Genomic DNA, 25544 nt, shown 5'->3' with positions numbered 1-25544 from the left:
TTTGCGGGCCACAGAGAAAGCTGAGTTCCACTGGTGGCAAGATCTACTCCCGTGAAGAAAGCGTGGCGCTCACTCGCGTGGCTGCTCGCCATCACTGCGGGACTCACCGGCATCCTCGCTTACGGGGTCATCTTCGACAACGCGTCGTGGGCTCCGAAGCTCGCCCTCGACCTCGAGGGTGGAACGCAGATCACCCTCGCGCCGAAGCTGGGCGAAGGCCAGGCCTCTCCGTCCGGTGAGCAGCTCGACCAGGCCGTGGCGATCATCCGCCAGCGCATCGACGCCAGCGGCGTGTCTGAAGCCGAAATCGCCACCCAGGGTGCTGCGAACATCGTCGTCTCCATTCCGGGAACACCGGATCAGGAGACACTGCGTCGCATCGAGTCGTCGGCCAAGCTCGAATTCCGTCCCGTGATCTTCACCGATGTCGCCGCGTCGAGCGCTGTCGGATCTACGGAGACCCCGGCGCCCACGGATGGTGCGACTCCGACTCCGACCCCATCGCTCGCAACGACGTCGACCGCAGAGCCCACCGACGCCAGTGACCCGAACTGGGTGAGCCCGGCGCTGTTCGACGAGTACACGAACTTCGATTGCGCGACGCTCGACGTCGCCGAAACCAACGTCGCACCGGAGGACGAGCCGCTCATCACCTGCGAGGCGGCTCCCGACGGTACGTACACCTACAAGTACATCCTCGGCCCGGTGGAGGTCTCAGGAGACACGATCTCCGACGCATCAAGCGGCCTCATCTCGAACAGCCAGGGTGCCAGCACCGGCACCTGGGGCGTGTTCATCACGTTCAACGACCAGGGGACCGGCCAGTTCGCGACCGTCACCCAGCGCCTCAGCGGATTCGACCCGAACAGCGATTCCCGCAACAGGTTCGCCATCGTGCTCGATGGCAAGGTCATCTCGGCTCCCACGACCCAGGCGATTATCACGGATGGAAAGCCGCAGATCAGCGGATCGTTCACCCAGGAGAGCGCGAAAACGCTCGCCGACCAGCTGAAGTTCGGTGCGCTGCCGATCAGCTTCGTGGTTCAGTCGAACGAGACGATCTCGGCGACTCTCGGAGCGTCACAGCTCAACAGCGGGATCATCGCCGGCCTGATCGGCCTCATTCTCGTCGTCATCTACTCGCTGTTCCAGTACCGGCTCCTGGGCATGGTGACCGTCGCCTCGCTCGTCGTAGCCGGTGTGCTTACCTACCTCATGATCGCCATCCTGTCGTGGCGCCAGGGCTACCGGCTGTCACTCGCCGGGGTCGCAGGACTCATCGTGGCCATCGGATTTACGGCCGACTCGTTCATCGTCTACTTCGAGAGAATTCGAGACGAGTTGCGTGACGGCCGTGGCCTTCCCGGCGCCGTCGAAGCCGGATGGAAGCGTGCTCTGCGCACCATCTTCGCTGCCAAGGCCGTGAACCTGCTGTCTGCCGTCGTGCTGTTCATTCTCGCGGTCGGTAACGTCAGGGGCTTCGCGCTGACACTCGGGCTTACGACGATCATCGACGTGCTCATCGTCATCCTGTTCACCCACCCGATCCTGCAGCTGCTCGCCTCGACGAAGTTCTTCGCGAGCGGACACCCCCTTAGCGGGCTCGACCCGAATGCCCTCGGCGCGGTCTATCGCGGTCGTGCCCAGTTCAGGGCCCCCGTGCTTCCCGCAGCGAAGTCGGGAGCCGGCCGTGAGGCCGCGAAGCGCCAGACGATCGCCGAGCGCAAGGCCGCCGCCCTCACGGGAGCGGATACGCGCACGAATACCAAACCCAGCACCGATGGGAAGGATTCCTGATGGCCAGTTTCGCGAAATTCGGAAACGACCTCTACACGGGCGAGCGCTCGATCAACTTTGTCGGTCGCCGCAAGCTCTGGTACGCCATAGCCGGCGTCATGGTCCTGCTGTCTGTGCTGTTGCCGCTGGCTCGCGGCGGCTTCGTCTTCGGTATCGAGTTCAGGGGCGGCTCGGAGTTCCAGGTCGCTGGCGTTGCCGACCTCAACCAGGATGGCCCGCGGGCAGATGCCCAGACCCTCGCCGCCGATACCGTCACGGGAATCGATGCCGAGGCGTCGCCTCGAGTGTCCATCGTCGGAGCCGACTCGGTGCGAGTGCAGACCGAGCAGTTGCTTCCGGAGGAGTCCAACCAGGTACGTGATGCACTCGCAACGGCGTTCGACGTCGACGTCACAAGCGTGACCGCGTCATTCATCGGCCCATCATGGGGTGCGGATATCACCGGTTCGGCCATCCGCGCACTTATCGTGTTCCTCGCGCTGGCAGCCATCCTGATGGCCCTCTACTTCCGGACATGGAAGATGTCAGTCGCGGCGATCGCGGCACTGGTGCATGACATCGTCATCACCGCCGGCGTCTACGGGGCCCTGGGCTTTGAGATCACACCGTCTGCCGTGATCGGATTCCTGACGATCCTCGGCTTCTCGCTCTATGACACCGTGGTGGTCTTCGACAAGATCCGCGAGAACACCACGGAGGACGCCAACTCGTCTCCGCGAACCTTCGCCGGCTCGGTGAACCTCGCGGTCAACCAGACGCTGGTGAGGTCGATCAACACCGGTGTGGTTGCGGCGCTGCCCGTCGCGGCCATCCTGTTCATCGGTGCCGTGGTGCTGGGTGCAGGGACTCTCAAGGACATCGCGCTGTCACTGTTCATCGGAATCATCGTGGGAACGTATTCCACGATCTTCATCGCCGCCCCGATCTATTCGCAGTTGCGTGAAAACGAGCCAGCGATTCTCGCCCACAGCAAGAAGCTCGAGGCTTCCAGGCTCGCAGCGAGCGAGAAGTAGCATCGTGAGCACTTCGGACTCAACCGAACTGCCCGGTGTCTCTGTCGAAGAGGCCATGAAGGAACTCTCCGAGGGTGTCGTTCTCGTCGATGTGCGTGAACAGGATGAATGGGATGCCGGGCATGCGCCCGGGGCCATCTTCCTTCCGCTCTCTGCCCTGCAGGAGCGCGTGACCGAGCTTCCCGTCGACACCAGGTTGCTGATCGTCTGTCACAGCGGCGGGCGTTCGCTGCGGGCGACGGGGTTCCTGCGCGCGCAGGGGCTCGATGCCGTGAACGTCGAGGGCGGAATGTCAGCCTGGAGCGCGGTGGGTGGCCAGATCGTCGTCGATTCGCACACAGCGAACGCGGACGAAGACTGAACCGCAGCGGCTTAGAGTTGCAGCAGGAGGTGGTCGTGTGACCGAGACAACGCAGAACACCGCCTCGCTGCGCACTCTGCTTCCCCGCATCTTCTCCCGGGCGCAGCCCACGGGTGCCGTCGACCGGCTTATCAAGACAGTCCGGGCGCACCATCCCAAAGCCGATATCGCGCTTCTCGAGCGCGCGTATGCGGCTGCGGAAAAGGCGCACCGTGGCCAGAAGCGTAAGAGCGGTGAGCCGTACATCACGCATCCGGTCGCTGTCGCGCAGATCCTGGCCGAGTTGGGGATCGGATCGAAGACCCTCGCCGCGGCGCTGCTCCATGACACCGTCGAGGATACCGAGTACAGCCTCGAGCAACTCCGCGAAGATTTCGGCGACGAGATCGCCATGCTCGTGGACGGGGTCACCAAGCTCGACAAGCTGAAATACGGCGACAGCGCGCAGGCCGAGACGGTCCGCAAGATGATCGTCGCGATGTCGAAAGACATCAGGGTGCTCGTGATCAAGCTCGCCGACCGTCTTCACAATGCGCGGACCTGGGGGTTTGTCGAGCAGTCGTCAGCGACTCGCAAGGCCAAAGAGACCCTCGAGATCTATGCGCCGCTCGCACACAGGCTCGGAATCCAGGCCATCAAGCTCGAGCTCGAAGACCTCTCTTTTGCCGTGCTGTATCCGAAGCTGTATGTCGAGATCGAGAGTCTCGTGCGCCAGCGCACCCCGCAGCGCGAGGGGTTCGTCCAGGAGGTCATCATTGCGGTCAAGGACGACCTCAAGGCCTCGAAGATCAAGGGCACCGTCGCCGGTCGACCCAAGCAGTACTACTCCATCTACCAGAAGATGATCGTGAGGGGCCGCGAGTTCGACGAGATCTACGACCTCGTCGGCATCCGTATCCTCGTCAACTCGGTGCGCGACTGCTATGCCGTGCTTGGTTCGATCCACGCGAGGTGGACGCCGATCCCCGGGCGTTTCAAGGATTACATCGCCACCCCGAAGTTCAATCTCTATCAGTCGCTTCACACAACAGTGATCGGCCCCCAGGGAAAGCCTGTCGAGCTGCAGATCCGCACTCCCGAAATGCACCAGCGGGCAGAGTTCGGTGTGGCCGCGCACTGGAAGTACAAGGCGCGCGTCAACGGCAGGGGCGACGGCGCAGGCGGGCATGACGACGCCGACATGGCGTGGTTGGCCCACATCAGCGACTGGCAGGCCGAAACCGAAGATCCGGGGGAGTTCCTCGACTCCCTCCGGTTCGAGATCGGTGCCAAAGAGGTCTACGTCTTCACGCCCCAGGGAAAGGTGATCGGATTGCCCGCGGGGGCGACTCCCGTGGACTTCGCGTACGCCGTACACACCGAAGTGGGCCACCGCACAATGGGGGCCAAGGTCAACGGCCGACTCGTTCCGCTCGAGAGCGAACTCAACAGCGGAGACTCCGTCGAGGTCTTCACCTCCAAGAATCCGGATGCCGCTCCGAGCCAGGACTGGCTCAGTTTCGTCAAGAGCACCCGAGCGCGCAATAAGATCCGTGCCTGGTTCACCAAGGAGCGCAGGGACGAGGCGATCGAACAGGGCAAGGATGCCATCGCCCGCGCCATGCGCAAGCAGAACCTGCCCCTGCAGAAGCTCATGAGCCAGGATTCGTTCGCCGAGGTCGCCTCCCAGATGCGCTACGAGGATGTCACTGCGCTGTACGCGGCCGTCGGCGAAGGCCACATCTCCACACAATCGGTGATCGAGAAGGTCCTGGCCTCGCTACACGCAGAGTCGGAGACAGACGACGCCGAGATCGAGTTCGCGCCGAAGGGCCGCACCCGGTCGACGAAGAACAGCGATTCCGGTGTTCTCGTGCGCGGCGCTCCGGACATCCTGGTCAAGCTCGCCAAATGCTGCACCCCGGTGCCGGGAGACGAGGTGGTGGGCTTCGTGACCCGAGGCGCCGGAGTCTCTGTGCACCGCACGGACTGTAACAACGTGAGCTCACTCATGCTGGAGCCTGAGCGCATGATCGACGTCGAATGGGCGCCGAGCTCGAAGTCACTCTTCCTGGTGCAGATCCAGATCGAGGCTCTCGACCGATCAGGGCTGCTGTCCGATGTCACTCGCGTTCTCACGGAGAACCACGTGAACATCCTGTCGGCGACGGTATCGACCTCGAGCGAGCGACTGGCGCTCAGCCGCTTCGTCTTCGAGATGGGTGACACGACGCACCTCGACCGGGTACTGAACGCCGTGCGCAGGATCGACGGCGTCTACGACGTCTATCGCGTCAGCAACGGCTGAGTCGCTGCAGGGCGCGCCGTTTGCCCGGAAGGTTTCTGCGACGGGTGATGTCTTGCTCGCAGCGTTCGAAACCGATGCCTGCTTGATTCATCAGTCTCGATACGGTGCTGGCGTCTGATCCTTCGAAGTCGTCGCTGAATCGTGCGAGATCGATGATGGTGCGAAGGGGAGTCGTCACCCGGAATCCACCGACTGTGGCGATCTCCTGGCCGCTGATCACGACTTCGCGCACGGAAACGGCCCGGGGGAGATCCCTGCCACCGCGCGAGTCGCTCACGACGCACAACTGCTGGTGAACGGGCGCGACATCCCGCGCTCCCCAGATCCACGCCGCCGACCGCTGCTCAGCGATCAGGCGATAGTCGGCGCCCCTCGACGTCGCGGCTACCGCGTGCACGGCCCGGGCGCGGTGGCTGGACTGCTCGATCTCGTCCACCGGGGCGAAGCCGTCCCCGATGCGGAAGAGTTGCCCGTCCAGTCGTGCCGCCCACAGTTCAGCGGCGGGAAGGTCTGACTCTGAGAGCACGGACGGCAGGCGCTGCGGCATCCAGCCATCGTCCACCGCCCGACCGCCGCGACACACTAACGATCACCATCTGTGGGCGGAGTGCCCCTGTGTAATCCGGACGCCGCTACCTGGCGATCGCGCCGAGCCACGCCTTGCGGGCGTCCAGTGCTTCCTGGGCCGTCGCGATGGCCCGCTTGTCGCCCGTCGCTTTCGCATCGTCGAGCTCCCGTTTGAGCTTGGCGATGGCATCGTTGAGCTGGCCGAGGAACCCGGACTCGCGCTCTTTGCGTTCGGGGTTGTTCTTCTGCCAGTGGTCCTCGTCGAGTTTACGCACCGCGTTCTCGACCTTGCGGAGTCGATCCTCGATGGTCTTGACCTTGTCGCGCGGGACCTTCCCGATCTTGTCCCATTTTGTTTGGATGCGAAGCAGCGCGTCTTTCGCTTTCGTGCGATCGGTCTCGGTGAGCAGCGGCTCGGCCTCGACCAGCAGCGCTTCCTTCACCTCGAGATTCGCTGTGAACTCGACATTGTCCTGGGCGTCGATCTCGCTCTTCGCGGAGTAGAGAGCGTCGCCAGCCTCCTTGAACTGCGCCCAAAGAGCGTCGTCGAATTTCTTGCCGGCGCGACCAGCAGCCTTCCACTGATCGAGGAGGGTGCGATAGGTGGGAATGCCCTCGGCACCCTTGCCGACGAGGGCTTCTGCCTTCTCGACGAGAGCCTGCTTGGCGGCTTTCGCGTCCTTGTGCACGCTGTCGAGCTCGGCGAAGAACGCCTTGCGATGTGTGTCGATGGTCGCGCGGGCGGCCCGGAATCGTTTCCACAGTTCGTTGGCTTCGTTCTTGGGGAGCCGTGGGCCGTCGGCCTGGTGCTTCTGCCAGCGGGCGAAGATCTCGTCCATCGACGCCGTGACCTGCTTCCACTGCGCCTTGGCTGGATCCTGTGCGGCAAGAGTCTCAGCCTCGACGACGAGACTTTCCCTCTCCACGAGTGCGGCTGCCACAACGGCCTTCGACTCTTCTGTCTGCTTCTCGGTCAGCTCGGTGACGGTGCCGCCGAGAGCTTCGATGCGCGACTGGAGCGCTGCCAGGTTTCCCACGGCGTTCGCTGTGGCGATGGTGGCGGCGAGAGCCTTGACGGCCTTCGAGACGTCGCTGGCGGGAGCGCCACGCTTCACGCGCTGCTCGAGCAGGGTTACCTGTCCGGCGAGTTCGCTGAACTTGCGCTGGAAGTAAGCCAGGGCCTCTTCCGGAGTGCCGTCGGGGTATTGGCCTACCGCGCGCTCACCCGTCGCTTCGCGAACGAAAACGGTACCGGTCTCGTCGACGCGGCCCCATGGAGCCTGATCGTCTGTTGCCACGTGAATCACCCTTGCAGTTCGTTCTGGATGGCCGGACACATTCGTGCCCCGCCCAGCGGCTCAAGCCTATGGCACCCCGGGAATCGCCCGCAGCGGTGTTATTGGATCGTGAAGGCTGTGATGGATGTCGGGACCACTGGTGCACCGTCGGCGGCACCGTCCGCGACTCCGGCATCAGCGATCGACGTCACGAACTGGTCGAGGCCGCTCGTGACGGATCCGACGATGGTGTAGCCACCGACGGAATCGTCCGGCAGCGTGGCATCCGCATAGACGATGAAGAACTGGCGACCGTTGCTGTAGGCATTGTCTCCGGCGCGAGCCATGGCAATGGTGCCGGCGGGGTAGATCCCGCCGGGCGCGGTGTTCTCGAGCGGTCCGAAGCTGTAGGTGGCGTCTGTCGCTCCCGTGCCGTCGGCAGACCCGCACTGCAGGAGGCCCGCCGTGGGGCTCGAGACGAGGCGGTGGCAGGACTTTCCCACGTAGTAGCCCGACGCCGCGTCGGTCACCAGTGACGCGACAGCCTGGGGCGCGAGGGCGCCGTCGAGCGAGACTCCCAGCTCGACATCGTTGAGGGTGAGATTCCCGGTCCAGGTCCGGCCTTCGGCGACGGCGGGGTCGGGCACGTCTCCGACGTTCTGCCCCTCAGGAGCAGGGGTTGCCGTGTCGGTCGGTGTCGCGGTGGGAACCGGTGTTGCCGTGCCCGGTCCGCCGTTGAAGTAGAAGATCTGCGCACCGGCGACGAGAGCCACAACGGCGAGCACCCCGATGATGGCAACGAGATTGTCACGGGAGCGTCGCTTGCGACCATTCTCGAAAACGGTCTGCCGTGCGTTGTACAGCCGCAGGCGCTCACGGGCCTCGCGGGCCGCGCGATCGGTGCTCTTATTCTGTGCCACGACTGACTCCTTTGTGGGCAAGACCCTGATTCGGCGCGGAGCCGCCGTCGGCCCGCCCCAGAGAACTTTACGATATTCATCCCCGTCGGTTGCCACGGTTAGCATTGACCAATGGATAGTGGCCCCGGTCTACGCAGCGGTGCCACACCTCTCGCGGTGCGCATGAGGCCCATGAGCCTCGATGAGGTCGCCGGGCAGCGTCATCTGCTCACTCCGGGTTCGCCGCTCGTGAGCCTCGCCTCCGACAAATCCGGGGAGCAGGGTTCGGTCTCGATCATCCTGTGGGGCCCGCCGGGCACGGGGAAGACCACGCTCGCCAAGGCCATCGCCCACAGCTCCGGTCGCAAGTTCGTCGAGCTGTCCGCGGTGACCGCCGGGGTGCGCGACGTCAGGCAGGTCATGGAGGAGGCCCTGTCGAGCCGGGACCTCTACGGACTGACCACCGTGTTGTTCCTCGACGAGATCCACCGCTTCACCAAGGCGCAGCAGGATGCACTGCTGCCCGGCGTCGAGAACGGCTGGGTCATCCTCATCGCCGCCACGACCGAGAATCCGTCGTTCTCGGTCATCTCCCCGCTCCTGTCCCGGTCGCTGCTGCTGACTCTCAAGCAACTCGACGAGACCGATCTCGGTGAACTCATCGACCGCGCCGTGGTGGATCCGCGCGGCCTCGACGGTGCCGTGGAACTGGCAGCGGAGGCCCGCGCGAGCATCATCCGGCTGTCCTCGGGCGATGCGCGACGCGCGCTGACCGCTCTCGAAGCCTCAGCCCTCGCCGCGAGTGCCTCGCACACAGCCCAGGGCAAGCCCGTCGTCACGACCGAGATCGTCGCCATGGCCGTCGACCGTGCGCTCCTGAGGTACGACCGCCAGGGGGACGAGCACTACGACGTGATCAGCGCCTTCATCAAGTCGGTGCGCGGTTCGGACGTCGATGCGGCACTGCACTACCTCGCCCGCATGATCGAGGCGGGGGAGGACCCCAGGTTCATCGCGCGCAGGGTCATCATCTCGGCCGCCGAAGACATCGGCATGGCGGACCCGCAGGCACTGCTCATAGCCATGGCCGCGGCAGACGCCGTGCAGCTGATCGGGATGCCGGAAGGGCGCATTCCGCTGGCCGAGGCTGTGGTCTACCTCGCGACAGCGCCGAAGTCGAATGCCGCCTACATGGCGCTGGATGCCGCGATCGCCGACGTGCGCGCCGGCAAGATCGGTCGCGTGCCCAAGCCGCTGCGCGATGCCCACTATCCTGGCGCGAAGCGGCTGGGGCACGGCAAGGGCTACAAATATTCGCACGATTCCGACTTCGGAGTGGTGCAGCAGCAGTACCTCCCTGACGAGCTCAAGGGCACCGATTACTACCAGCCCACGAACAACGGCAACGAACGCGACGTGGCTGCCCGGCTCGAGAAGCTCCGCGGGATCATTCGCGGCTCATGAGCCTCACTACATAGCTTCAGCGCGCGTGGTACTCTTATCTCTGCTCAAGACCTGATCTCTGCGCGCGGCTGCAACGAGATCGCTGGTCGAGGAACAACGGTCTGTAGCCGACCGGGTTCCGCAGGGCAATTCCCTCTACTTTCACGGCGTGCTTTTCGGGCACATGTTTTGCGTGCGCATGCGTGCGCGCGAGCAACCGTTTCCACTATTCACTGACAGTAAGGAACCCGTGTCTACTAAGTCACGTACCCGCAGCAAGACCCGTCTCTCGCGTGCCCTCGGCATCGCGCTGACCCCGAAGGCCGCCAAGTACCTCGAGAAGCGTCCGTACGCTCCGGGTGAGCACGGCCGCACCAAGCGCAAGCAGGACAGCGACTACGCCGTCCGTCTTCGCGAGAAGCAGCGCCTGCGTGCCCAGTACGGCATCCGTGAGGCTCAGCTCAAGATCCAGTTCGAAGAGGCGCGCAAGGCCGCCGGCCTGACCGGTGAGAACCTGGTCGAGCAGCTCGAGATGCGTCTCGACGCGATCCTCGTCCGCTCAGCCATCGCCCGCACCACGGCGCAGTCGCGCCAGATGGTCGTGCACCGCCACATCCTCGTCGACGGCCAGCTCGTCGACCGCCCGTCGTTCCGTGTCAAGCCGGGACAGCTCGTTCACGTGAAGGCACGCAGCGAAGGCATGGAGATCTTCCAGGTCGCCGCCGCCGGTGGACACGTCGACGTGCTCCCCAAGACCCCCGAGTACCTCGAGGTCGAGATTGACAAACTGCAGGCGCGCCTCGTGCGTCGCCCGAAGCGCGCAGAGGTCCCCGTGACCTGTGAAGTCCAGCTCGTCGTGGAGTACTACGCGGCTCGCTAACGCTGAGTGGTTCGGCAACTCTGAGCAGTTACTGTGGAAGCGGGTCATCTCAGGATGGCCCGCTTCTGACGTTAACGAAGGGGATCTGTCATGACTGGTGGAGACATTGTCGGGCTCATCGCGGCCGGAGTGTTCGCGATCCTGGTTGGCCTGTTCGCCATTCCGCTGATCAAGCTGGGTCGGGTATTCGACGAGACGAGTGCAGCGATCCGCAGCGCTAGCGACAACATCACCCCGATCCTCGAAGAGGCGACGACGACGATCAGCGAGACGAATAAGCAGATCGCTCGCGTCGACTCGATCACCGGCAGTGTCGATGAGGCGACGAAAAACCTGTCGTCGCTCGTCGCGCTGTTCGCCGCGAGCGTCGGTGGCCCGCTGATCAGGGTCGCGAGTTTCTCTGCAGGCGTTCGCGCGGCACTCGGCGGCTCACGGTCGCGCGCTGGCCGTGAGGCGTCGAAGAACTAAACTGTGAATCCACAGCACCGCTCGACCCCTCTCGCCCAAGGAGCACAATGAAGAATCTCGTTCTCGTAGTCGTCGGCGTCGCGATCGGATTCCTCGTTGCGCACACTGTGTCGAGGACTCCGCAGGGCCAGCGTTTCTTCGATGACGTCGATTCGCACGCTCGCGAGTTCGGCAGTGCAGTGGTCGACGGGTACAAGTCACGCGAGGCCGAATTGCGTGCCGCTGTCGACGCATCCTGACCCCAGCTCTCCACCGAAGCCGCTGAATCGCTGCGGCCCCATCGTGGGGCACTGCCGCACACCTACTGACCGGGAACTTCTATGTACACCGCTGACATCCAGAGCCGCTGGCTGAACTTCTTCGGGGACCGTGGGCACACCATCGTTCCCTCGGCCTCGCTGGTCAGCGATGACCCGACGCTGCTCTTCACCGTCGCAGGAATGGTGCCGTTCGTTCCGTACCTGACCGGGCTGGTTCCCGCACCGTACCCTCGCGCCACGAGTGTGCAGAAATGCATCAGGACGCTCGACATCGAGGAGGTCGGAAAGACTCCTCGGCACGGCACGTTCTTCCAGATGAACGGCAACTTCTCGTTCGGCGACTACTTCAAGGAGCAGGCGATCGAATACGCCTGGGAGCTGCTGACGAACACCGAACCCAACGGAGGATTCGGCTTCGACGAGAAGGACCTGTGGGTCACCGTCTACAAGGACGATGACGATGCCGTGAACTTCTGGAAGAAGACGGCCGGTCTGCCTGACGAGCGCATCCAGCGACTCGACATGGACACCAACTACTGGTCGACCGGGCAGCCGGGACCGGCGGGGCCCTGTTCGGAGATCTTCTTCGACCGCGGTCCCCAGTATGGAATCGACGGCGGACCGGCCACCGACGACGACCGCTATGTCGAGATCTGGAACCTCGTCTTCATGCAGTACCTCCGCGGCGACGGCAGCGGCAAGAACTTCGAGATCCTCGGTGAGCTTCCCAGCCAGAACATCGACACCGGCATGGGCATGGAACGCGTCGCATTCATCAAGCAGGGCGTCGAGAACATGTACGAGATCGACCAGGTGCGCCCCGTGCTCGACAGGGCGGCCGAGTTGTCGGGTCGCCGGTACGGTGCGAGCCACGATGATGACGTCAGGATGCGCGTCATCGCCGACCACGTACGCTCCAGCCTGATGCTGATGTCGGATGGCGTCACACCGGCGAATGAGGGTCGCGGCTACATCCTGCGCCGACTTCTCAGGCGCACCGTGCGATCGATGCGACTGCTCGGCGTCGAAGACCCGACCTTCGCCGAACTGTTCCCGGCGTCGCGGGACGCCATGAAGGCGCAGTATCCCGAGGTGTCCGCCGACTTCGACAGGATCTCCCGACTCGCCCTCGCCGAGGAAGAAACCTTCCTGCGCACTCTCGCGAGCGGCACGACGATCCTGGATGTCGCTGTCGCGCGCACCCAGCAGGCCGGAGCCGCGCAACTGCCCACCGACACGGCGTTCCTCCTGCACGACACGTACGGCTTCCCGATCGACCTGACGCTGGAGATCGCGGACGAAGCCGGACTCTCGATCGACCGCGCTGGATTCGACGCGCTCATGAACCACCAGCGAACCCTGGCCAAGGCCGATGCCAAGTCGAAGAAGCAGCACCTCGCCGACCTCTCGGTCTACAGCGCCTTCCGTGCCCAGGGGGAGACGACCTTCACGGGGTACGACTACCTCGACACCGAGTCGAGCGTGCTCGGACTGATCGTGGATGGGGCCTCCGTGATGAGCGCCACCGCGGGCCAGATCGCCGAGGTGATCCTCGGCGAGACCTCGCTGTATCCGGAATCCGGCGGCCAGGAGGCCGACTCCGGCACGATCGTCGGCAACGGCTTCGAACTCGAGGTGCTCGATGTGCAGCGCCCTGTAAAGGGGCTCGTCAGCCATAAGGTGCAGGTCACGTCCGGCGAGGTCGGGGTGGGGGATGCCGCGACCAGCGTCGTCGACCCCGAGTGGCGCCGCGGCGCAACCCAGGCCCACTCGGCAACCCACCTCATCCACGCCGCCCTTCGACAGATCCTCGGGCCGCAGGCGCACCAGTCCGGTTCGTACAACAAATCGGGCTACATGAGACTCGACTTCTCCTGGAACTCCGCGTTGTCCACGGCGACGAAGAGCGAGATCGAAGAGGTCGCCAACAACGCCGTGCGCGACAACCTCGAGGTGACGACGCGCATCCTTCCCATCGACGAAGCGAAAGCCCTCGGTGCGATGGCGCTGTTCAGCGAAAAATACGGCGATACCGTGCGCGTCGTGGAGATCGGCGGCCCATGGTCGCTCGAACTCTGTGCGGGAACCCACGTGTCGCGGTCGGCCGAGGTCGGCCTCATCAATCTCATTGGCGAATCGTCGGTCGGGTCATCCAACCGTCGCATCGAATCGCTCGTCGGTCTGGACGCCTTCCGTGACCTCGCTGCCGAGCGCGCCATAGTCTCCGAACTGACTTCGTCGCTCAAGACGCCGCGCGAGCAGCTGCCGCAGCGCATCAGCGCTCTCGTTGCCGAGTTGAAGGCAGCCGAGAAGAAGATCGCGGAGTTCGAGGCTGGCCAGCTGTCCCAGCGGATTCCCGCGATCGTAGCCAATGCCAGCACGCGCGGCGAGATTGCCCTTGTCGCGGAGAACGTGGGCAGCGTCCCCTCGGGCGACGACCTGCGTTCACTCGTCATGGGCGTGCGGGAGCGGCTCGGCTCCGGTGCCGCCGTCGTAGCGCTGGCGGCGGATGTCGCAGGAAAGCCCGCCGTGATCGTGGCCACCAATGAGGCGTCGCGCTCACTCGGCCTCAAGGCCGGGGCGATGGCGAAGGTCGCCGCCGGAGTGCTCGGCGGCGGTGGCGGTGGGAAAGACGATCTTGCCCAGGGCGGCGGTTCCGACCTCGCGGCCCTCGGAGCTGCCCTCGAGGCGATCACCGCGGCAGTGTCGCGATAGTGCGAACCGGCGTGCGGCTCGGCGTCGATGTGGGGAAGGTCCGCATCGGCGTGGCCCGCAGCGACCTGCACGGAATGCTGGCGACTCCGGTCGAGACAGTTCAGCGTGGCCGCGGCGACCTGGTTCGCATCGCTCAGCTGGCTGCCGAGATCGATGCGTTCGAGATCGTGGTCGGGTTGCCGATCGCGCTGTCCGGGCGGGACACACCGTCCACCGATGATGCGAGGGAATTCGCCGCGCAGATTGCTCGAGAACTTGCGATTCCGGTGCGCATGGTCGACGAGCGGCTCTCCACGGTGTCGGCGAATTCGGCCCTGCGGGCCTCGGGCAGAAACGCGAAGAACTCTCGCTCGGTGGTCGATCAGGTTGCCGCCGTTATAATTTTGCAACATGCCCTCGACTTCGAGCGCGCGGCTGGTTCACCCCCCGGTCTCATCGTCGACACCCCCGAAGGATCATAGAACCATGGCAGACGAGCCGAGCTGGGACGAGATCTTCACGCAGCGGGCGACAGGGGCGACCCCGGCAACACCGCCGAAGGCGTCAGAGCCCGAGCCGACGGAGCTCGATTCCTTTGCCCAGCTCTTCGGAGCGCCCGCGTCACAGGATGCACCGGTAGCGGCAGCCGCACCCGCGGCGGCGACCGAGCCGGCTCCGGGCAGCCGACGGGCGGCTCGAGTGCGTGAGCAGTCGTCAGGTGGCGACGGCTCAGGGTCAGGCGATCGCCCTCGCGGCGGAGGCCGTGGCGACCGCCCCAAAAAACGCAACCTGCTCTGGCTGAAGATCCTGCTCCCGATCGTGCTCGTTCTCGGTGCCGGTGGTGCCGTGGCTGCCTACGGCTGGTTCACCTACAACGAGCAGGTGCGTGAGCTTCTCGGAATTCCGCTGCCCACAGACTTTGACGGCTCTGGCAATGGCGAGGAAGCCATCGTCACGGTCCGGTCAGGGGATATCGGTTCGGATGTCGCGCGGGAACTGCACGAGGCCGGCGTCACGATGACCTACGACGCGGTCTACGACTACCTCGTCGAGAACCCCGACGTCGGTTTCCTGCCGGGAAACTGGCGGCTGCAGAAGATGATGAGCGCTGAGACCGCTGTTGCGGCGCTGCAGGACACCGCCAATAAGGTGACGGACAAGCTGCTGCTCCGGGAGGGGATCTCACTGGAGACCTCGCTCGAGGTCATCGCCGAGACGACCGGACTTCCTCTCGAGGAGGTGACGGCCGCCGCGGCCGACCCTCAGGCGTACGGGCTTCCCGAGCAGGCGCCGTCGCTCGAGGGCTACCTATTCCCGGCTACCTACGAGCTGCAGGGCGGAGAAACCGCCCAGCAGATACTCCAGATCCTCGTCGACACCACCGTCGGCAGGCTGGATGCCGCGGGGGTCGCCCCCGAAAACCGCTACACCACGCTCATCATGGCCTCGATCATCCAGCGCGAAGCCGGTGCCAACCCCGACGACTTCTACAAGATCTCCCGGGTCTTCCAGAACCGCATCGAACAGAGCATCAACCTGCAGTCCGACGCGACTGTCGCCTACGGCACCGGACGATTCGATTCGGTCTGGACCGAGCCGGAGGAGCGGGCAGATCCCTCGAACCTCTACAACACCTACGCGAACCCCGGCCTGCCGGTCGGCCCGATCGGCCTCCCCGGAGACCTCGCGATCGACGCAGCGCTGAATCCAGTCGATGGGCCCTGGTTGTTCTTCGTTCCGATCAACCTCGCCACGGGCGAAACCGTGTTCTCCGAGACGGCGGACGAGCACCAGGCGGCGGTCGACCGGCTGTTCGCGTGGTGTGACGAGAGCGCAGAGAACGCCACATACTGTGAGTGAGGTGGCCCGCCACCGGCTCGCGGTGCTGGGCTCGCCCATCTCGCATTCGTTGTCGCCCGCGATCCACCGGGCCGCATACGCGGTTCTGGGTCTGGACTGGAGCTACGGTTCGGCGGATGTCATGGGGGAGTCGCTCGCCGTCTACATCGGGTCCCGCGACTCGAGCTGGCGCGGCCTCTCGCTCACGATGCCGCTCAAGCGTGACGTGCTCCCGCTGCTGGATTCACGCGACGAACTGGTCGACGTGGTCGGAGCCGCCAACACCCTGCTCTGGACGGCCGACGGCTCAGTGCGCGGATTCAACACCGACGTGTACGGCGTCGAGCGCTCGTTCCGGGATGTCGGGGTGGATGCCCTGGCCCTCGTCCACGTGCTGGGCGCGGGCGCGACCGCAGCCTCCGTCATCGCCGGAGTCGCAAGGCTCGGCGCGACCGAAGTGCAGGTGCTCGCCCGGACGCCTGCGAAGGCGGAGTCTCTCGTCGCGCTGGGGCGGGTGCTCGGGGTCGCGGTGACCGTGGTGCCCTGGGGCGAGCGGCTGACCGGGCATCCGGATGCCGTCATCAGCACGGTGCCCGGCGGGGAGAGCCTGCCGGAGTTCTCACTCGACGTGCGTAGCTCAGCATTGCTGTTCGACGTCGCCTACGATCCATGGCCGAGCGACCTCGCGCGGACATGGACCGACGCGGGCGGTGCCGTGATCTCCGGACTGGACCTGCTGGTGAACCAGGCCGTGGGCCAGATCCGGATCTTCGTGGCCGGCGACCCCGCGGTCGAGCTCGAGAAGGAACGCGCAGTGATCGGCGCCATGCGGGCCGCCACAGTCGCTCACTGAGTGCCGAGCTGCTCCCGCGCTATGGGAGGATTGGCACATGCTGCGTTGGTTGACGGCTGGTGAGTCGCACGGTCCCGAACTCGTCGCCATACTCGAGGGACTTCCCGCTGGTGTTCCCGTGAGCCCCGAGGCGATCCAGGCGGATATGCACCGCCGGTCACTCGGTTACGGCCGTGGCGCCCGCATGAAATTCGAGCAGGATGAGCTGTCGATCAGTGGCGGCATCCGGTTCGGTACGAGCATGGGCAGCCCGATCGCCCTGCGCATCGGCAACACCGAATGGCCCCGCTGGGTCGACGTCATGAGCGCAGTGCCGGTGGACCTGGACGCGCTGCCGAAGGGACGGGGAGCCGCCCTGACCCGGCCGCGACCCGGCCACGCCGACCTCGTCGGCATGCAGAAATACGACTTCCCCGAAGCGCGCAACGTGCTGGAGCGTGCGAGCGCGAGGGAGACCGCGGCGCGCGTGGCTCTCGGTGCGGTCGCCAGGTCTTTTCTCTCCGAGCTCGGAATCCGGATCCTCAGCCACACGCTCGCGATCGGCACGGTTCGGGTTCCCGACGGCTCACCTCTGCCGGGCGCGGGCGACGTTGCCACGCTCGACGCCGACCCTCTGCGCTGCTTCGACCCCGAGACATCCGCCGCCATGGTCGTCGAGGTCGACAGGGCCCATGATGATGGTGACACCCTCGGCGGGGTCGTCGAGGTTCTCGCCTTCGGACTGCCGCCCGGGCTCGGTTCGTACACGCACTGGGACCGCAGGCTCGACTCGCAGCTCGCTGCCGCGATCATGGGCATCCAGGCGATCAAGGGCGTCGAGATCGGCGATGGATTCGAGACGTCGCGTCGTCGCGGTTCAGAAGCCCACGACGAACTGATCATCGGGCCTGACGGCATCACGAGGCTCAGCGATCGCGCCGGCGGTACGGAGGGCGGTATGAGCACAGGAACGCTCCTGCGGGTCAGGGCGGCGATGAAGCCCATCTCGACGGTTCCGCACGCCCTCAGGACGGTGGATGTCGCCACCGGAGCCGCGGCCGAAGCCCACCACCAGCGATCCGATGTCTGCGCGGTGCCAGCCTCGGGCGTCGTCGCCGAAGCCATGGTGGCTCTCGTGCTCGCGAATTCCGTGCTCGAGAAGTTCGGCGGCGACTCGGTCGGAGAGACCAAACGCAACCTCGACGCGTACCTCGCCGCCATTCCCGAGAACCTCGCGACGGCGACCTCCTCTCACAGTGAGTGACCTCTCATCGTGACTGACGGGGCCGCGGGCGCCGCCGTCGTGCTGATCGGCGCGCCCGGAGCGGGCAAGACGCGCACCGGCAAACGTCTGGCACGACTGCTGAACGTGCCGTTCATCGACACCGATAGGCGGATAGTCGAGCGGCACGGCACCATCGCCGAGATCTTCGCCGAGCATGGCGAGTCTCATTTCCGTTCGGTGGAGCGCGATGTCGTGGCCGAAGCACTGACTGAAAGAGCGGTGGTGACCCTGGGCGGGGGAGCCGTTCTCGATCCGAGAACCCAGGCCGATCTCGCCCAGTATCCGGTTGCGCAACTGACCGTCTCAGCGAAAGCCGTCGAGGCCCGCATCTCTGGCGGCAAACGCCCTCTCCTTGCCGACGGTATCGGTGCCTGGCAGGCACTCGTCGACGCCAGGCAGCCGATCTACGACAGGCTTTCCGGCTTCAGCGTCGACACCTCCAGCCAGCCGCTCGACCGCGTGGCCCGGCAGATTTTCCACTGGCTTGAAAGGCAACAGTCATGACTTCCACCGTCATCCCCGTCAAAGGCACAGACCCCTACGACGTGATCATCGGCAACGGGACGCTCGCCACGATCGCCGAGCACCTCGGATCCCGCGTGTCCAAGGTGCTGATCGTGCATCCGTCCACTCTCGGCGCGCGTGCCAACGCCCTTCGCGAGTCGCTGTCAGACCGCTATGAGGTGCTGCTGGCGGAGGTGCCTGATGCCGAGGATGCGAAGCGCGTCGAGGTCGCCGCCTTCTGCTGGGGCATCATGGGCCAGACCGACTTCACGCGCACCGACGCTGTCATCGGCTTCGGGGGAGGCGCAACGACAGACCTCGCCGGCTTCGTCGCGGCGACCTGGCTCCGCGGCGTGAAACTCATCCAGTGCCCGACGAGTGTCGCCGGGATGGTGGATGCGGCCGTCGGTGGCAAGACCGGCATCAACACGGCCGAGGGCAAGAACCTGGTCGGCTCGTTCTACGCACCCGCAGCGGTGATCGCCGACTTCGACGTGCTCGACGACCTTCCGCGCAACGAGATCCTCGCCGGATTCGCCGAGATCGTGAAGTGCGGATTCATCGGTGAACCCGAGATCCTCGACATCATCGAAGCGGATGTGGATCTGGTCACCGACCCGCACAGCGCCGAGTTCCGCCGCGTCGTCGAACTGTCGATCGGCCTGAAGGCCAGGGTCGTCGGCGAGGACTTCAAGGAGTCGGGGCTCAGGGAGATCCTGAACTACGGTCACACGCTGGGCCACGCCATCGAGCACGCCGAGCGGTACCGCTGGCGCCATGGCGCGGCCATCAGCGTCGGAATGGTGTTCGCCGCAGAGCTGGGCCGTCTCGCCGGTTCGCTCTCCGATGCCGTCGTCGATCGCCACCGCTCCATCCTCGAGTCGCTCACCCTGCCGATCGACTATTCGCTCGGTCGCTGGAACACGCTTCTCGCGACCATGCAGCGCGATAAGAAGGCGAGGGCCGGGATGATCCGGTTCATCGTGCTCGACGACGTGGGAAAGCCCTCGGTGCTCGCCGGGCCCGATGAAGCGATGCTGTACGCGGCCTACCAGGAAGTGGGCGTGTGAGCCGACTGCGGCGGGACTGTCGATCGATACACTCGAACCCGTGACCACAGTCCTCGTTCTCAACGGCCCCAACCTCGGCAGGCTCGGCACTCGGGAACCCGATGTGTACGGCAGTGGCACGCTCGACGATCTCAGGGCGCGACTCGAGTCTGAGGCATCCACAGGGGCATCCGCAGGGCTCACCATCGACCTGCGACAGACTGATGACGAAGCGACCCTGATCGGCTGGCTGCACGAGGCCGTGGATACCTCGAGCCCCGTCATCCTGAATCCCGCCGCCTTCACGCACTACTCCTACGCACTCAGCGATGCGGCGAAGCTCGTCACCTCGGCGGGGCTCATCCTCGTCGAAGTGCACCTCAGCAATCCGCACGCGCGGGAGCAGTTCAGGCACACGAGCGTGATCTCTGCGGTGGCCACGGGCGTGATCGCCGGATTCGGTTTCGACTCGTACAGCCTTGCGCTGAGCCTCGTCCGCTCCCGCCTCGTTCGCTAGAGGCGCCCCCAACACGTAGAATCGATGGTCGGTCTCGACCAGCATCGGGATGTCGGCCAACACGGACATCCCGACCAACACTGTCACCAACGAATGGAACATTCCCATGGCCTCTACCGCTGACATCAGGAACGGCGTCGTTCTCAACATGGACGGCCAGCTGTGGACCGTCATCGACTTCCAGCACGTCAAGCCCGGCAAGGGTGGCGCCTTCGTGCGCACCAAGGTCAAGAACGTCATGAGCGGCAAAGTCGTCGACCGCACGTTCAACGCCGGAGCGAAGATCGAGACCGAGGTCGTCGACCGCGCCGACTTCCAGTACCTGTACAAGGACGGCGAGAACTACGTCTTCATGGACATCGGCAACTACGACCAGATCACGCTGTCGCCCGCCAACGTCGGTGACGCGGCGAACTTCATGCTCGAGAACCAGAACGTGACCATCGCCCTGCACAACGGCGACCCGCTCTACGTCGAGCTGCCGGCATCCGTCACGCTGGAGATCACCTACACGGAGCCGGGCCTCCAGGGCGATCGTTCGACGGGTGGCACGAAGCCCGCGACAGTCGAGACCGGCTACCAGATCCAGGTACCGCTGTTCCTCGAACAGGGCACCAGGGTCAAGGTCGACACGCGCGACGGCTCGTACCTCGGTCGCGTCAATGACTGACATGCTCACGACACCGGAGGCGGCGGCCTGATGGGCGCTCGCACCAAGTCGCGCAAGCGTGCCCTCGACGTGCTCTACGGAGCCGACGTTCGCGAAGAATCGATCAACACCGTGCTGGCCGCCGAGCAGGCGCGAGCCGAGGGAGACACGAAGCGTGCATCCTCGTGGGCCTATGCCCGCGACATCGTCATCGGCATCACCGAGCACGGCGACGAGATCGACGAGCTCATCGAGACGAACGCCCAGGACTGGACTCTCGCGCGAATGCCGGCGGTCGACCGGGCACTGTTGCGCATCGGTGTCTGGGAAATCCTCTACAACACCGAAGTGCCCGACAGCGTCGCGATCTCAGAAGCCGTCGAGTCGGCGAAACTGCACAGCACAGACGACTCTGCGGGCTTCGTGAACGGGCTATTGGGCCGCATCGCCGCCAGCCGGAGCTGATCGTTCTGGCCGTTGCGCGCCCGAGCATGACGCAACGTTACGTCCGGGTTGTGGGGTGCCTGGCCCCAGCCCCTAACCTGCAGGGGTGACCTCAGCCCCAGCCACCCCCCACAGCAGTGCCGCCGCGCTCTCGGTGTCTCTCGTCGATGTGGAGCGCACCTTCCCCGGTGCGACATCGAAGGATGCGCCGCGCCGGGTGCTGCGGGAGGTCTCGCTCGAGATCGCCGCTGGCGACATCGTGGCGCTCATCGGCGCCTCGGGGAGCGGCAAGTCGACGCTGCTGCGCCAGGTCGGCGGGCTCGATGTTCCCGACAGCGGAACCGTCAGCATCGGGGGCACCGCCCTCAGCGGCATCGACCAGCGATCGGCCATCGCCTTCCAGGAACCACGGCTGCTTCCCTGGCGCTCGATCGAAGCCAATGTCGATCTCGGCCTCCCTCAGGCCACCCCGCGAAGCGAACGGCGGGAGAGGGTCGCCCAGCTTCTCGAGCTCGTGCAGTTGACGGATGCCGCGGCCCTCCGCCCGCGTCAGATCTCCGGCGGCATGGCCCAGCGCGCATCCCTCGCCCGTGCCCTCGCCCGTGGACCGGGAGTGCTGCTGCTCGACGAGCCGTTCGGCGCACTCGACGCGCTGACCCGGCTCACCATGCAGGACCTGCTGCTGGATATCCACGCGGCGGAACCCGCCACCATCCTGTTCGTCACCCATGACGTCGAGGAGGCGCTGTATCTCGCCGACCGCGTCGTGCTGCTCGGCGCCGAGCCCGGCTATGCGAGCAACTCCGGAGCGGTCATCCGTTCCGTCATCACCGTCCCGGGAACCCGACCGCGCGATCGCGGCGATTCATCCCTGGCGCACCTGCGTGCCGAGCTCCTGGAGGGGCTCGGCGTGTCAACCCACCACCCCGTCCACACATTCTGAGGAACACCATGAGCACGAAGAAGTTTCTGCCCCTGATCGCTATTGCCGCAACTGTAGCCATCGCCCTGTCGGCCTGCGCCGGTGAGGGTTCGGGCGTCGTCGCCGAGCCGGAGCCCGCGAGCACCCTCCCCGGGGAGTGGAGCGCCGATGTGCTGAACATCGACTTCGCCACCTACAACCCGCTCAGCCTGATCATCAAAGACCAGGGCTGGCTCGAGGATGCCACCGACGGCAAGGTCGCGATCAACTGGGTGCAGTCCGCCGGGTCGAACAAGGCCAACGAGGCACTGCGTGCCGGCGCCATCGACGTGGGGTCGACCGCGGGATCGGCGGCACTGCTCGCCCGCTCCAACGGATCACCGATCCAGACCATCGACATCTACTCGCAGCCGAACTGGGCGGCGATCCTGGTCCCCGCAGGCTCGACCATCACCGAGGTCTCCGAACTGAAGGGGAAGTCGATCGCCGCGACGAAAGGCACCGATCCCTACTTCTTCCTCCTGCAGGCGCTCGGTGAGGCCGGACTGACGCTGAACGACGTGACTGTGCAGAACCTGCAGCACGCCGACGGTAAAGCGGCTCTCGAGTCCGGTGCCGTCGACGCGTGGTCGGGACTGGATCCGCTGCTCTCGACGAGCGTCGCGACCGCCGGTTCGAAGATCATCTACGACAACATCGATTTCAACAGCTACGGGTTCCTGAACGCGACAGAGAGCTTCCTCGCGGCCTCGCCTGACCTCGCCCAGCTCGTCGTCGACGCCTACGAGAAGGCTCGTGAGTACGCCATCGCCAACCCGGAGGAGACGGCGGGAATCCTCGCCTCCGTGGCCGGGATCGACCCCGCTATCGCCACTTCGGTGATCACCGATCGGACCAACCTCGAGGTCGACCCGACGCCGGGGAAGAAGCAGAAGGATGTGCTCGCGGTCATCGGGCCGATCTTCGTCGAATCGGGAGACGTCGCGAGCCAGGATCTCATCGACTCCGCCCTCGACTCGCTCTTCAATACCGAGTTCATCGACCAGTCGGACCCGTCGGTCATTGGCTGACAACACCTTCCAGCGCAACCTCGCAGCCGACTCCGCCACGGAGCCGGCTGCGAGCCTTGTGCACTACGGTTCCGCGTACGGATACTCGGCCGCCGGCACGGCGACCGGCCAGAGACGACGGGGTGACCGTACGTCGAGGCCGTGGATGATCGCCCTCGGCTTCCTGCTGCCGGTGCTGCTGCTCGGCGGCTGGCAGTTCATCTCGGCCACGGGGCTCGTGCCCGCGTACCGGCTTCCCTCCCCGGCCAGCGTGTGGCTCGCGGCCATCGACCTCGCCGCGCGTGGTCAACTGGGCCCGTTCGTGGGTATCTCCGTGCAGCGCGTCGTGATTGGCTTCCTTGCCGGTGCCAGCATCGGCCTGGTCGTCGGATCGTTCGTGGGACTGTCGAGGGTCGCCAGCGCAGTGCTCGCCCCGACCATCGGGGCCTTCAGGGCTGTGCCATCGCTCGCCTGGGTGCCGCTGCTCATCCTGTACCTGGGAATCAACGAAGACTCGAAAGTCACCCTGATCGCCATCGGGGCACTGTTCCCGGTGTACACGACGGTGGCCGGGGCGCTCCGTCACGTGGATCCGCAGCTCGTCGAGCTCGGTCGCGCCTACGGGCTGGGACGGTTCCAGCTGCTGCGGCAGGTGCAGCTTCCCGCCGTCGTTCCGAGCATCGTCTCCGGGCTCAGGCTTGCACTCGCGCAGTCGTGGCTGTTTCTCGTCGCGGCCGAGCTGATCGCGGCATCCATGGGCCTCGGATTCCTGCTCAGCGATTCGGCGAACAATGGCAGACTCGATCGCACCTTCCTGGCGATCGTGCTGCTGGCCGTGCTCGGCAAGACGACGGATGCCCTGATCGGCCTGCTGGAGAGGTACCTGCTCAAGCGCTGGGCCTGATTGCACTACTGATCGAGCTGCGCGGTGGTGTTACTGCGGCAACGCGAGTCGCACGGCGAGCACGAGCATGACCACGGCGATGCCGAGATCGAGGATGCGCCACGCCATCGGCTTGGCGAAGAATCCCCTCAGCAGCCGGGCGCCGAAGCCGAGCGCGGTGAACCACACGAGGCTCGCGAGAATCGCCCCGCCCGCGAACCACCACCGGCCCTCCGGCCCGTGAGCAGTGGACAGCGACCCGAGCAAAAGCACGGTGTCGAGGTAGACGTGCGGATTCAGCCAGGTCAGGGCCAGGACCGTCGCGACCGCCGCCGTGCGGGTGATCGTGTCGCTCGTGCCGACCACGAGGGCGCTCGGACGGATGGCCCTGCGAGCGGCGAAAATCGCGTAGCCGACCAGGAAGGCAACGCCGGCCCACCGGATGATCTCGAGTACGACAGGTGCAGCGGTGACGAGCGTTCCGATCCCGGCAACGCCGAGCGCGATGAGGATCGCGTCAGACAGGGCGCACACGAGCACTATCGGCAGGACATGCTCACGCCGGATTCCCTGTCGGAGCACGAACGCATTCTGGGCGCCGATGGCGATAATAAGCGCAGCGCCAGAGAAGAAGCCGGCAACGGCGGCGGAGAAGATCACCCCCAGAATCTATTGCCTGCCGCTAAATTAGACCAACTAATGGTTCTTAGGCACCATTAGAATTCTTCAGTATGGAGCTCCCTACCGACCAACTCAAAGCGCTCACGGCAGTCATCGACGGTGGCAGTTTCGAGGCGGCAGCCCGATCACTGTCGATCACCGCCTCGGCCGTGAGCCAGCGGATCAAAGCACTCGAGAGCGACGTCGGCCGGGTGCTCGTGGTCAGGTCGAAACCGGTGAGGCTCACGCACTCCGGCACCATCGTCATGCGAATGGCGCGGCAGGTCGACCTGTTGGGTGTCGAGACGGCTGCGGCGCTCGAATCCGGAAATCAGGTGGCGACCACGATTCCGATCGTGGTCAACGCGGATTCCCTCGCCACGTGGTTCCTGGATGCCGTCGCCTCCGTCGAGGGCGTCATTTTCGACATCACGAGAGAAGACCAGGCACACTCCACGGCGCTGTTGCGGGAAGGCACAGTGATGGCGGCCGTCACCTCCGTCAGCGAGCCCGTGCAGGGATGCATCTCGACTCGCGTGGGCGGCATGACCTACCGCGCCACGGCCAGTTCGGACTTCGCCAGGATCTGGGACTGCGACGGGCCGGTTGCAACCTCGCTGGCTGACGCGCCGATGATCGCCTTCGATCGGAAAGACACGCTGCAGCACGAGTACCTGCTCTCTCGCGGAGTGGATCCCCATGTGCCGCCACGCCACTACGTGCCCGGATCCGCCGATTTCCTGAGGGCCGTGACCCTCGGCCTCGGCTGGGGGATGCTCCCCGATGAGCAGGCGGCCGACCTCGTGGCATCCGGAGCCCTCGTCGTGCTCGGGGGATCACCCATCGAGGTGCCGCTGTACTGGCAACAGTGGTCGTTCGACTCCAGTGCGCTGGCCGAGGTCGCGGTCGCGGTCGCCGCGGGCGCGCCGGGTCGGGCCGGGGGAAGCGCGCTATAGTGGGCGAAA

The 25544-nt window shown here is 65.4% G+C and carries 26 protein-coding genes; 22 read left to right on the top strand and 4 right to left on the bottom strand.

The window, feature by feature from the left end; all coding sequences use genetic code 11:
* Positions 1–33 precede the first annotated feature (33 nt).
* Genes secD through IWX81_RS03360 form a run of 4 tightly spaced genes read left to right on the top strand, consistent with a single transcriptional unit; the run spans position 34 to position 5458 of the window.
* Positions 34–1797 carry a protein translocase subunit SecD gene (gene secD, locus IWX81_RS03375; RefSeq protein WP_199279831.1) on the top strand — a complete coding sequence of 588 codons (1764 nt, stop codon included), beginning with the start codon at positions 34–36 and terminating at the stop codon, positions 1795–1797.
* Positions 1797–2810: a protein translocase subunit SecF gene (gene secF / locus IWX81_RS03370; protein ID WP_199279830.1), complete on the top strand. Its 1014-nt coding sequence runs from the start codon at positions 1797–1799 to the stop codon at positions 2808–2810. The genes secD and secF overlap by 1 nt, the downstream gene beginning before the upstream one ends.
* Positions 2811–2814: 4 nt before the next feature.
* Positions 2815–3171, top strand: coding sequence for a rhodanese-like domain-containing protein (locus IWX81_RS03365; RefSeq protein ID WP_334592900.1), 357 nt, complete (start codon positions 2815–2817; stop codon positions 3169–3171).
* 37 nt (positions 3172–3208) lie between these two features.
* Positions 3209–5458, top strand: coding sequence for a RelA/SpoT family protein (locus IWX81_RS03360; protein ID WP_199279829.1), 2250 nt, complete (start codon positions 3209–3211; stop codon positions 5456–5458).
* On the opposite strand, the gene IWX81_RS03355 is transcribed toward IWX81_RS03360, so the two are convergent.
* From IWX81_RS03355 to IWX81_RS03345, 3 genes are all read right to left on the bottom strand, one after another.
* Positions 5445–6005, bottom strand: a complete 561-nt coding sequence (locus tag IWX81_RS03355; protein ID WP_199279828.1) for a type IV toxin-antitoxin system AbiEi family antitoxin — start codon at positions 6003–6005, stop codon at positions 5445–5447. The genes IWX81_RS03360 and IWX81_RS03355 overlap by 14 nt on opposite strands.
* 85 nt (positions 6006–6090) lie before the next feature.
* Positions 6091–7323 (bottom strand): DUF349 domain-containing protein, encoded by a 1233-nt coding sequence (locus IWX81_RS03350; protein WP_199279827.1) that lies wholly within the window; start codon positions 7321–7323, stop codon positions 6091–6093.
* A 98-nt stretch (positions 7324–7421) separates the two neighbouring features.
* Entirely contained in the window at positions 7422–8222 is an 801-nt protein-coding gene (locus IWX81_RS03345; protein ID WP_334592896.1) for a peptidylprolyl isomerase, read from the bottom strand.
* Between the two features lie 111 nt (positions 8223–8333).
* Between IWX81_RS03345 and IWX81_RS03340 the strand changes: the two genes are divergently transcribed.
* From IWX81_RS03340 to IWX81_RS03260, 17 genes are all read left to right on the top strand, one after another.
* Positions 8334–9665, top strand: a complete 1332-nt coding sequence (locus IWX81_RS03340; RefSeq protein ID WP_199279825.1) for a replication-associated recombination protein A — start codon at positions 8334–8336, stop codon at positions 9663–9665.
* Between the two features lie 229 nt (positions 9666–9894).
* Complete coding sequence (gene rpsD, locus IWX81_RS03335; protein ID WP_334592893.1) at positions 9895–10524, top strand: 30S ribosomal protein S4; 630 nt, start codon at positions 9895–9897, stop codon at positions 10522–10524.
* Positions 10525–10614: 90 nt separating this feature from the next.
* On the top strand, positions 10615–10992 hold the full coding sequence (locus tag IWX81_RS03330; RefSeq protein WP_199279824.1) for a DUF948 domain-containing protein: 378 nt from the start codon (positions 10615–10617) through the stop codon (positions 10990–10992).
* A gap of 47 nt (positions 10993–11039) precedes the next feature.
* Positions 11040–11231 carry a hypothetical protein gene (locus tag IWX81_RS03325; protein ID WP_199279823.1) on the top strand — a complete coding sequence of 64 codons (192 nt, stop codon included), beginning with the start codon at positions 11040–11042 and terminating at the stop codon, positions 11229–11231.
* Between the two features lie 81 nt (positions 11232–11312).
* Positions 11313–13967, top strand: coding sequence for an alanine--tRNA ligase (gene alaS / locus IWX81_RS03320; protein WP_199279822.1), 2655 nt, complete (start codon positions 11313–11315; stop codon positions 13965–13967).
* Positions 13967–14428 carry a Holliday junction resolvase RuvX gene (ruvX, locus tag IWX81_RS03315; RefSeq protein WP_199279821.1) on the top strand — a complete coding sequence of 154 codons (462 nt, stop codon included), beginning with the start codon at positions 13967–13969 and terminating at the stop codon, positions 14426–14428. Before alaS ends, ruvX begins: the two co-directional genes overlap by 1 nt.
* Before the next feature lie 4 nt (positions 14429–14432).
* Positions 14433–15806, top strand: a complete 1374-nt coding sequence (gene mltG / locus IWX81_RS03310) for an endolytic transglycosylase MltG (RefSeq protein WP_199279820.1) — start codon at positions 14433–14435, stop codon at positions 15804–15806.
* Position 15807: 1 nt separating this feature from the next.
* A complete protein-coding gene (locus tag IWX81_RS03305; RefSeq protein ID WP_334592887.1) occupies positions 15808–16638 on the top strand; it encodes a shikimate dehydrogenase family protein in 831 nt (276 codons plus the stop codon).
* A 37-nt stretch (positions 16639–16675) separates the two neighbouring features.
* Positions 16676–17881, top strand: a complete 1206-nt coding sequence (gene aroC / locus IWX81_RS03300) for a chorismate synthase (protein WP_199279818.1) — start codon at positions 16676–16678, stop codon at positions 17879–17881.
* A 9-nt stretch (positions 17882–17890) separates the two neighbouring features.
* Positions 17891–18406, top strand: a complete 516-nt coding sequence (locus IWX81_RS03295) for a shikimate kinase (protein WP_334592885.1) — start codon at positions 17891–17893, stop codon at positions 18404–18406.
* The gene (gene aroB, locus IWX81_RS03290) at positions 18403–19476 is read left to right on the top strand and encodes a 3-dehydroquinate synthase (RefSeq protein ID WP_199279817.1); all 1074 of its coding nucleotides are present in this window, start codon (positions 18403–18405) and stop codon (positions 19474–19476) included. The genes IWX81_RS03295 and aroB overlap by 4 nt, the downstream gene beginning before the upstream one ends.
* A 40-nt stretch (positions 19477–19516) precedes the next feature.
* Positions 19517–19972, top strand: a complete 456-nt coding sequence (locus IWX81_RS03285; protein ID WP_199279816.1) for a type II 3-dehydroquinate dehydratase — start codon at positions 19517–19519, stop codon at positions 19970–19972.
* Between the two features lie 106 nt (positions 19973–20078).
* On the top strand, positions 20079–20642 hold the full coding sequence (gene efp / locus IWX81_RS03280) for an elongation factor P (protein WP_199280425.1): 564 nt from the start codon (positions 20079–20081) through the stop codon (positions 20640–20642).
* A 30-nt stretch (positions 20643–20672) separates the two neighbouring features.
* Entirely contained in the window at positions 20673–21086 is a 414-nt protein-coding gene (gene nusB / locus IWX81_RS03275) for a transcription antitermination factor NusB (protein ID WP_199279815.1), read from the top strand.
* Positions 21087–21171: 85 nt separating this feature from the next.
* Entirely contained in the window at positions 21172–22008 is an 837-nt protein-coding gene (locus tag IWX81_RS03270) for an ABC transporter ATP-binding protein (RefSeq protein WP_199279814.1), read from the top strand.
* 8 nt (positions 22009–22016) lie between these two features.
* On the top strand, positions 22017–23057 hold the full coding sequence (locus IWX81_RS03265; protein ID WP_199279813.1) for an aliphatic sulfonate ABC transporter substrate-binding protein: 1041 nt from the start codon (positions 22017–22019) through the stop codon (positions 23055–23057).
* Between the two features lie 58 nt (positions 23058–23115).
* Positions 23116–23940, top strand: coding sequence for an ABC transporter permease (locus IWX81_RS03260; protein WP_442977626.1), 825 nt, complete (start codon positions 23116–23118; stop codon positions 23938–23940).
* Between the two features lie 30 nt (positions 23941–23970).
* Here the strand turns inward: IWX81_RS03260 and lysE are convergent, their stop codons facing one another.
* The gene (gene lysE / locus IWX81_RS03255; RefSeq protein WP_199280423.1) at positions 23971–24576 is read right to left on the bottom strand and encodes an L-lysine exporter; all 606 of its coding nucleotides are present in this window, start codon (positions 24574–24576) and stop codon (positions 23971–23973) included.
* A gap of 74 nt (positions 24577–24650) precedes the next feature.
* Here lysE and IWX81_RS03250 point away from each other — a divergent pair, with 74 nt between their 5' ends.
* Entirely contained in the window at positions 24651–25535 is an 885-nt protein-coding gene (locus IWX81_RS03250) for a LysR family transcriptional regulator ArgP (protein WP_199279812.1), read from the top strand.
* The last annotated feature ends 9 nt before the right edge of the window (positions 25536–25544 follow it).

Origin of the sequence: Salinibacterium sp. CAN_S4 (assembly GCF_015752305.1) — a bacterium.
GTDB lineage: Bacteria > Actinomycetota > Actinomycetes > Actinomycetales > Microbacteriaceae > Rhodoglobus.
This window is presented reverse-complemented; position numbering and strand designations above follow the sequence as displayed.

What these genes read in the sequence shown, in the direction of transcription:
- IWX81_RS03265 (WP_199279813.1), top strand. Translation starts at nt 22,017, where the DNA reads ATGAGCACGAAGAAGTTTCTGCCCCTGATCGCTATTGCCGCAACTGTA.
- IWX81_RS03355 (WP_199279828.1), bottom strand. Translation starts at nt 6,005, where the DNA reads ATGCCGCAGCGCCTGCCGTCCGTGCTCTCAGAGTCAGACCTTCCCGCC.
- IWX81_RS03325 (WP_199279823.1), top strand. Translation starts at nt 11,040, where the DNA reads ATGAAGAATCTCGTTCTCGTAGTCGTCGGCGTCGCGATCGGATTCCTC.
- IWX81_RS03330 (WP_199279824.1), top strand. Translation starts at nt 10,615, where the DNA reads ATGACTGGTGGAGACATTGTCGGGCTCATCGCGGCCGGAGTGTTCGCG.
- aroB (WP_199279817.1), top strand. Translation starts at nt 18,403, where the DNA reads ATGACTTCCACCGTCATCCCCGTCAAAGGCACAGACCCCTACGACGTG.
- nusB (WP_199279815.1), top strand. Translation starts at nt 20,673, where the DNA reads ATGGGCGCTCGCACCAAGTCGCGCAAGCGTGCCCTCGACGTGCTCTAC.
- IWX81_RS03340 (WP_199279825.1), top strand. Translation starts at nt 8,334, where the DNA reads ATGGATAGTGGCCCCGGTCTACGCAGCGGTGCCACACCTCTCGCGGTG.
- IWX81_RS03250 (WP_199279812.1), top strand. Translation starts at nt 24,651, where the DNA reads ATGGAGCTCCCTACCGACCAACTCAAAGCGCTCACGGCAGTCATCGAC.
- secF (WP_199279830.1), top strand. Translation starts at nt 1,797, where the DNA reads ATGGCCAGTTTCGCGAAATTCGGAAACGACCTCTACACGGGCGAGCGC.
- aroC (WP_199279818.1), top strand. Translation starts at nt 16,676, where the DNA reads ATGCTGCGTTGGTTGACGGCTGGTGAGTCGCACGGTCCCGAACTCGTC.
- mltG (WP_199279820.1), top strand. Translation starts at nt 14,433, where the DNA reads ATGGCAGACGAGCCGAGCTGGGACGAGATCTTCACGCAGCGGGCGACA.
- alaS (WP_199279822.1), top strand. Translation starts at nt 11,313, where the DNA reads ATGTACACCGCTGACATCCAGAGCCGCTGGCTGAACTTCTTCGGGGAC.
- efp (WP_199280425.1), top strand. Translation starts at nt 20,079, where the DNA reads ATGGCCTCTACCGCTGACATCAGGAACGGCGTCGTTCTCAACATGGAC.